Source organism: Streptomyces prasinopilosus, assembly GCF_001419695.1.
Lineage (GTDB): Bacteria > Actinomycetota > Actinomycetes > Streptomycetales > Streptomycetaceae > Streptomyces > Streptomyces prasinopilosus.
The window spans coordinates 1-7,174 of the sequence record NZ_LIRG01000457.1; the positions used below are offsets into that span (position 1 = coordinate 1).

Genomic DNA, 7,174 nt, shown 5'->3' on the forward strand with positions numbered 1-7,174 from the left:
GTTGGCCGCCGGGACCCCGCAGTACACCGCCGTCTGCAGCAGCACCGCCCCGATCTCCTCCGGGGTGAGCCCGTTGCGGCGCGCCGCGCGGACGTGCAGGGCCAGTTCACCGTGGTGGCCGTGCGCGACCAGGGCGGTCAGGGTGATCATGCTGCGTTCGCGGCGGCTCAGCGTCGGGTCGGTCCACACCTCGCCCCAGGCGTAGCGCGAGACGAAGTCCTGGAACCGCGCCGTGAACGGCGTCTGCCGCGCCTGGGTTCGGTCCACGTGCGCGTCCCCGAGCACCTCGCGCCGCACCCGCGTCCCGCCCACCGCGTCCCCGCCGAAGTGGGCCCGCAGCGCCGTCAGCACCGCCTCCGGGCGTTCCGCCGGCGCCAGGTGCGAGGCGCCCGGGATCTCGACGAGCCCCGCCCCCGGCACCGCGTCGGCGATCTCGCGCAGGTGCGCCGGGGGCGTCGCCGGATCCTCCCGGCCGGCCACCAGCAGCGTCGGCGCCCCGATCCGTGCGAGGCGGTCCCGCAGATCGAACGCGGCCAGCGCGTCGCAGCAGGCGGCATACGCCCCCGGATCGGCGTCCCGGTGGTCGCGGACCAGCTCCGGCACCGTGAAACCGGGCGTGAACCAGCGGGAGTCCGCGCTCCGCGCAAGCTCCGCGAGGCCTTCGCTCCGCACCAGCGCCGCCCGTTCCTCCCACGCCTTCGCACCGCCGAAGTGCGCCGAGGAACAGATCACCGCCAGCGACGACACCCGCCGCGGGTACCGCACGGCCAGTTCGAGACCCACCGCGCCGCCCAGCGACACCCCCGCGTAGGCGAACCGTCCGATGCCGAGGGCGTCGGCGAGCGCGATCACCAGATCCGCCAGATCACCGACGGTCGCGCCGGGACCGATCAGCCCGGCCGCCGAACCGCCGTGTCCCGGCAGGTCCCAGCGGACCACCCGGTGCGCGGCCGACAGCTCGGGCGCCACCTCGTCCCACAGGGCGTACGACGTGCCCAGCGAAGGACCGAGCAGCAGCGGCGGAGCGGAACCGGAGCCCTCCGCACGGTGGTTGAGGAGAACACCGGTCACGGGCGCTCCAGGGCGCGGTCGGTGAGGAGCCCTGCGGATCCGGTGTAGCGGGCGGGATCGGCCGCGGCGGCGGGGTCGAAGCGCCTCCACTCCGGGCGCTCTGCCAACCCGGGCTCCCGCACGAGCAGTTCGTCGAGCATGTCGCCGAGCAGTGCTCCGGGGTCGCGGTCCTCCGCGTCCGCGCGCCGCGCCAGGCCGGTGAGCAGTTCTTTCGCCCGGCCGCGCCCGAGGAGGGGGGACAGCTCCGCGGACAGCCGCTCGGAGACGATCATCCCGTGGGTCAGACCGAGGTGTTCGCGCATCACGTCCGCGTGCACCCGCAGCCCACCGGTGAGTCCGGCGGCGTCCCGGGCCGCGCCGCCGGCCAGGCGCAGCAGCTCCCGCAGCGGCTCCCACTCGGCGTGCCAGGCCCCGGCGGGCCGCTCGTCCTCGGCCGTCAGCGAGCCGTACAGCGTGGCCGCGAGCTGCGGCGCCTGCCGCGCCGCCGCCGCGATCAGCGTCGAGCGCACCGGGTTGGCCTTGTGCGGCATGGCCGAGGAGCCGCCGGCGCCGGCCTCGGAGACCTCAGCGATCTCGGTGCGGGAGTACGTGAGCACGTCCGCCGCGAGCTTGCCCAGGGCCCCGGCGGTGAAGGCGAGGGCGCCGGCGAGATCGGCGACCGGCGTGCGCAGCGTGTGCCAGGGGAGCGCGGGGGTGCGCAGCCCGAGCTCCCGGGCGTAGAGCGCGGGAAGCCCGGTCGGATCCGCCGCCCCGTACGCCGTGAACGCGGCCAGCGTCCCGGCGGCACCGCCGAGCTGGGCGGGGAGCGAGGCGCGTACGGCCGTCACCCGGTCGCGGGCGTCGAGCACGAGGGAGCGCCACCCGGCGGCCTTCAGCCCGAACGTCGTCGGCACCGCGTGCTGGGTCAGGGTGCGCCCCGGCAGCACCGTGTCGCGGTGCTCGGCGGCGAGGCCGGCCAGCGCCCGCTGAGTGCGGCCGAGGTCGTCCAGGAGGGGGCCGAGGGCACGGTGGGCCACCAGCATCAGGGCGGTGTCCATGATGTCCTGGCTGGTCGCGCCCCGGTGCACGAACGGACCGTACGGTTCGCCGACCACCCGGGTCAGGTCCGCGACCAGCGGGATCACCGGGTTGCCGCCGTCCCGCGCCCGTTCGGCGAGGGACGCGAGGTCGAAGCGCCCGGGGTCGGCGGCCGCCTCCGTGACCGCCGCCGCCGCCCCGGCGGGGGCGGACCCGGCCGCCGCCTGCGCCCGGGTCAGCGCGGCCTCGGCGTCGAGCAGCGCCCGCAGGACGGCACCGTCCCCGGCCTCGGCGGCGGCCGGGGAACCGGTCCATCCGGGGGCGAGCAGACCGGTGCCGGCGCCGGCCGCCGTCACCGGAACTCCAGGAAGACCGTTTCGTCCCCACCTTGCAGGCGGACGTCGAAACGGTACGTCCCCCGCCCCTCGTCCACCGCGACCAGCGTGGCGCGGCGGTCCTCGCCGAGCCGGGACAGCAGCGGGTCCGCGGCGAGCGCCGCCTCGTCGTCCGGCAGGTGGATCCGGGTGAACAGGTGCGTCAGCAGGCCCCGCGCGAAGACGCACACGCTCAGGTACGGCGCGTGCCGTCCCCGCGCCCCGGGCCGCAGCGTGCGCACGTACCAGTGGCCGTCGGCGTCGGTCCGGATCCGGCCGAAGCCGGTGAACTCCACCCCGTTGCGGCCCAGGAAGCCGCCGCTCGCCGGATCCCGCCGCATCGAGCCGTCGGCGGTCGCCAGGTTGCCCTGCGGGTCCGGTCCCCACACCTCCAGCAACGCGTCCGGCAGCGGGTCGCCCGCGCCGTCGTACACGTACCCGTGCACGGTGACGGTGTCCGGATGGCCGGCCGGCGCGATGTCCTCACCGCCGGGGAACGGCAGCGCGTAGCCGTAGAAGGGGCCGACGGTGTGCGAGGGGGTGGGCGGAACGTTCCCCGGACGGCCCGTGTCGATCTTCGTCATGACGGTCGGTGCCCTTCCTCGGTCCAGGTGGCCCGCGGCCCGTCGAGCACGATGTCCCAGTGGTAGCCGAGGGAGAACTCCGGCACCGACAGGCTGTGGTCGTAGGCCGCCACCAGCCGCCGGCGGGCCGCGTCGTCGGTCACCGACTGCAGGATCGGGTCGTACGGGAACAGCGGGTCGTTCGGGAAGTACATCTGCGTCACCAGCCGCTGGGCGAAGGCGCTGCCGAAGACGGAGAAGTGGATGTGCGCCGGGCGCCACGCGTTGACGTGGTTGCGCCACGGGTACGGTCCCGGCCGGACGGTCGTGAAGCGGTAGAAGCCCTCGCCGTCGGTCAGGGTGCGGCCGGCGCCGGTGAAGTTCGGGTCCAGCGGCGCGTCGTGCTGCTCGCGCCGATGGGCGTACCGCCCGGCCGAGTTGGCCTGCCAGACCTCCACCAGCTGACCGCGCACGGGACGGCCGTCGCGGTCCAGCAGCCGCCCGGAGACGGTTATTCGCTCACCCAGGGGTTCGCCGGGATGCTGCCGGGTGAGGTCGTTGTCGGTCCCGGTGACGTCCCGCTCCCCCCAGGCGGGGGAGGACAGTTCCACCAGCTCGGGGTCCCGGGTCACGTCCACCGCGATCGCCGGCTGCCGGGGGTGACGCAGCACCGACGAGCGGTACGGCCGGTAGTCGCGGCGCGGATGGTGCTCGATCGGGGCCCCGCCCGCCAACCGCTCCCCGTACGCGGCGTGCTCGGCCGCGATCTCCCGGTCGATGTCGTGCTGGGTGAGAACGTCCGTCACAGCGGCCACCACCTTGTCCATCCGTCGTACCCCGTCCCGGCCGGCCCCCCGGCCGGACGCGTGTCGCCGGTCCGCACCTTCGGCCCCCGAATCAGTCAGTGCACTGATCATCTTCACGGGGGTCCCTCACGCTGCCATCCCCGCAGGGAAGCGTCAATACCCTGAAGTATCCTGCGCTGACGTGGTCGTGGACCTGGGGCGGGGTCAGGTGCCCACGGGTATCGTTCAGTACGCCGACGACTTTTCCGTGAGCCGTCGGCATCGGCAGTGAGGGGCGTACATGGGCGCGGTGGACCTCACCACCCATCCCGGGCACCTGGCCCGCAGGCTCCAGCAGGCGCACCACCTGCTGTGGAACGCGATGGTCTCCGAGGAGATCACCTCTCCGCAGTTCGCCGTCCTCAACGCGCTCGTCGCCGAGCCGGGACTGGACCAGCGCACCGTCGGGGAGCGGGTCGGGCTGGACCGGTCCACCATCGCCGAGGTGATCGGCCGGCTCCTCCGGCGGGACCTGCTCGACAAGGACCGCGACCCGCGGGACGGCCGCCGCTTCCTGCTCCGGCTCACCGACGACGGCCTGCGCACCCACCGCAGGCTGGCGGTGCGCACGGCCCGGATGAACCAGGTCCTCCTGGGCCCGCTGGACGCCGATGAGCAGGCCGCCTTCTTCGCGCTGATCCGGCGGGTGGCGGACGCGGCCGAGGAACTGCGCCACCCCGGCGGCCCGGGAACCCGGTGATCCGGCCTCCCGCTGATCCGGCACGCCGCCGGCCCGGCGGCCCCGCCGACCGCCCCGCGGCACTCAGGCGGCCTCCGCGTAGACCACCCACACCTGTCCCCGCGCGAAGTGCACCGCGGTGCCGTCGTCCGTCGTGAAGGCGGTGCCCTCCGAGGCGTCCGGGCGGCTCCAGCGGACGTCGTGGGCACGCCCGTCGCGCAGGACGACGGCCCTCCCGGAGCCCACCGTCTCGGTGTACGGCGTGTTGTTGCCGCGGGAGTCGTGGTAGCCGGACGGGCGGATGGTCACGTACTGCACGACGACGGTCGCGGGCGCCACCGGTTCACCCCCCGGGGTGACCGCGGGAGCGCCGTCCAGGGAGACGAGCCAGCGGCCGCGGGCGCCGGACCAGTCGAAGGTGAAGCGGGCCGCCGGATAGCGCACCGTGCGCGTGCTCGCGGGTTCGCCTCCCGGGGGCGGCGGACCGGTGCGGAATCCGGTGGTCAGCGAGGCCCGGCCGGGCGGGCCGTCCATGAGCCGCCCGGGCCGGAGGAAGAGGTCGTGCGGGGCGGACCGCGCGGTGTCCCGGACGTAGACGCCCTCCTTCGTGCCGGACGTCCCGGGCGTCAGGGGCTCCAGCGGCGCCCGGTCGATCAGCGGCAGCAGTCTGCCCTGCGCCCCGGAGAACGCCAGGACCGGCCGGTCGAACTGGCGCAGCAGCTCCAGGTCGGCCTCCCGGACGCTGCGCACCGGTCCGACGGACCCGGGGAGCCGGGCGGCGTAGACCGCCATCAGCCGGCTCAGGCCGCCCTCGACCTGCTCGGCGTACACCACGTCCGCCGCCTCCAGACCGGTCTGGGGGCGGGCCGCGGGGGCGTTGTCGATCTTCACCGCGAGGACCGGGGGGCGGTCGCCCCCACGGCCCTCGTCCGTCCCGGCCGGATGCGAGGTGCGTGGCGACCCGCGTCCGTCGTCCCCCGGACCGTTCGACGCGGTGCATCCCGCCGCCAGGCCGGCCGTCAGCAGCGCCGCCAGCAGTGCTCCCGCCGTCGTGACGCCTCGTCCGCGTGCTCTTCGTCCCGTGCCCACCGTCGCCACTCCGCCTGCCCCACATCATCGGTTGTCTCGATTGTGCGCTTTTCCGATCGTCGGTGCTTCTCTCTGATCGGTGGCGTTCCCGCGCGGTGGCTTCCGCCGATCGGCGCAGGGGGGAGCGCGGTTCGGCGCGGACCCCCCGGGTACCCGGAGCGCCCGCCGTACGGGACAGCGCACCGCGGCAGACCGTACGGGCGGCGCACCGGCCACTACGACGCAGGGAGCAGGCGACGATGAGGGCAGTGACCTGGCAGGGAAAGCGGGACGTGCGCGTGGAGGAGGTGCCCGACCCGCGGATCGAGGAACCCACGGACGCCGTCATCCGCGTCACGTCCACCGGACTGTGCGGTTCCGACCTGCACCTCTACGAGGTGCTCACCCCGTTCATGACCCCGGGCGACATCCTCGGCCACGAGGCCATGGGCATCGTCGAGGAGGTCGGTGCCGGAGTGCCGGACCTCCAGGCCGGTGACCGGGTCGTCGTGCCGTTCCAGATCGCCTGCGGCAACTGCTGGATGTGCCTCACGGGCCTGCCCACCCAGTGCGAGACCACCCAGGTCAGCACCGAGGGCATGGGCGCGCCCCTGTTCGGCTACACCCGCCTCTACGGTGCGGTGCCGGGCGGCCAGGCCGAGTACCTGCGGGTCCCGCAGGCCCAGTACGGCCCGATCAAGGTCCCCGAGGGGCCGGCCGACGACCGGTTCGTCTACCTCTCCGACGTCCTGCCCACCGCCTGGCAGGCGGTGGCCTACGCCGACGTCCCCGAGGGCGGCAGCGTCGCCGTGCTCGGCCTCGGGCCCATCGGCGACATGGCCTGCCGGATCGCCCGGCTCCAGGGCGCCGACCGGGTGTTCGGCGTGGACCTGGTCCCGGAACGGCTGCGCCGGGCGCGGGAACGGGGCGTGGAGACCTTCGACCTGCGCTCCTTCGACGACGAGAAGGAACTCCTCACCGCGATCCGCGACCGCACCGACGGCCGCGGCCCCGACGCCGTGATCGACGCCGTCGGCACCGAGGCGCACGGCAGCGGGGCGGCCCGCTTGGTGCAGAACGCCGCGGCGCTGCTGCCCCGCAAGCTCGGCGGCCCCCTCGCCGAACGCTTCAGCGTCGACCGGCTCGCCGCCCTGTACACCGCGATCGACCTGGTGCGCCGCGGCGGCACCGTCTCGGTCTCCGGCGTCTACGGGGGCATGGCGGACCCCATGCCCCTGCTCACCATGTTCGACAAGCAGATCCAGCTGCGCATGGGGCAGGCGAACGTGCGCCGCTGGAGCGACGAGATCATCCCCTACCTCACGGACGACGACCCCCTGGGGGTCGACGACTTCGCCACCCACCGCCTGCCGCTGTCGGACGCGCCCACGGCCTACGACATGTTCCAGCGCAAGCGGGACGGCGCGGTCAAGGTCCTCATGAAGCCGTGAACCGGCCGGCGGCACCGGACCCGCCCGGGTGCCGGAGCGCCGGAAGGACCCCGAGTGCCCGGGGGGCGCCGAAAAGTCCGGCGCCCCCCGGGCACGGCCGCGGCGG

Annotated in this window: 7 protein-coding genes; 2 read left to right on the forward strand and 5 right to left on the reverse strand. The window is 74.9% G+C overall.

Features of this window, described 5'->3' with window-relative positions; all coding sequences use genetic code 11:
• The 4 genes from pcaDC to pcaH form a co-directional block, all read right to left on the reverse strand.
• On the reverse strand, positions 1 to 1,071 hold a 1,071-nt coding region (gene pcaDC / locus AOK18_RS19290; RefSeq protein WP_055695172.1), incomplete at its 3' end, for a bifunctional 3-oxoadipate enol-lactonase/4-carboxymuconolactone decarboxylase PcaDC.
• Positions 1,068 to 2,444: a 3-carboxy-cis,cis-muconate cycloisomerase gene (gene pcaB, locus AOK18_RS19295; RefSeq protein ID WP_055695173.1), complete on the reverse strand. Its 1,377-nt coding sequence runs from the start codon at positions 2,442 to 2,444 to the stop codon at positions 1,068 to 1,070. The genes pcaDC and pcaB, both read right to left, overlap by 4 nt.
• Positions 2,441 to 3,046 (reverse strand): protocatechuate 3,4-dioxygenase subunit alpha, encoded by a 606-nt coding sequence (pcaG, locus tag AOK18_RS19300; protein WP_055695174.1) that lies wholly within the window; start codon positions 3,044 to 3,046, stop codon positions 2,441 to 2,443. The genes pcaB and pcaG overlap by 4 nt, the downstream gene beginning before the upstream one ends.
• Positions 3,043 to 3,831 (reverse strand): protocatechuate 3,4-dioxygenase subunit beta, encoded by a 789-nt coding sequence (pcaH, locus tag AOK18_RS19305; RefSeq protein ID WP_240503238.1) that lies wholly within the window; start codon positions 3,829 to 3,831, stop codon positions 3,043 to 3,045. The genes pcaG and pcaH overlap by 4 nt, the downstream gene beginning before the upstream one ends.
• Before the next feature lie 280 nt (positions 3,832 to 4,111).
• On the opposite strand from pcaH, the gene AOK18_RS19310 reads away from it, so the two are divergent.
• Positions 4,112 to 4,570, forward strand: coding sequence for a MarR family winged helix-turn-helix transcriptional regulator (locus AOK18_RS19310; RefSeq protein ID WP_055695176.1), 459 nt, complete (start codon positions 4,112 to 4,114; stop codon positions 4,568 to 4,570).
• A gap of 63 nt (positions 4,571 to 4,633) precedes the next feature.
• Here AOK18_RS19310 and AOK18_RS19315 read toward each other — a convergent pair whose 3' ends face one another.
• Entirely contained in the window at positions 4,634 to 5,647 is a 1,014-nt protein-coding gene (locus tag AOK18_RS19315) for a DUF3048 domain-containing protein (RefSeq protein ID WP_055695177.1), read from the reverse strand.
• 230 nt (positions 5,648 to 5,877) lie between these two features.
• Between AOK18_RS19315 and AOK18_RS19320 the strand changes: the two genes are divergently transcribed.
• Complete coding sequence (locus AOK18_RS19320; protein WP_055574713.1) at positions 5,878 to 7,068, forward strand: zinc-dependent alcohol dehydrogenase; 1,191 nt, start codon at positions 5,878 to 5,880, stop codon at positions 7,066 to 7,068.
• Positions 7,069 to 7,174: the final 106 nt, after the last annotated feature.

What these genes read in the sequence shown, in the direction of transcription:
- AOK18_RS19320 (WP_055574713.1), top strand. Translation starts at nt 5,878, where the DNA reads ATGAGGGCAGTGACCTGGCAGGGAAAGCGGGACGTGCGCGTGGAGGAG.
- AOK18_RS19310 (WP_055695176.1), top strand. Translation starts at nt 4,112, where the DNA reads ATGGGCGCGGTGGACCTCACCACCCATCCCGGGCACCTGGCCCGCAGG.
- pcaG (WP_055695174.1), bottom strand. Translation starts at nt 3,046, where the DNA reads ATGACGAAGATCGACACGGGCCGTCCGGGGAACGTTCCGCCCACCCCC.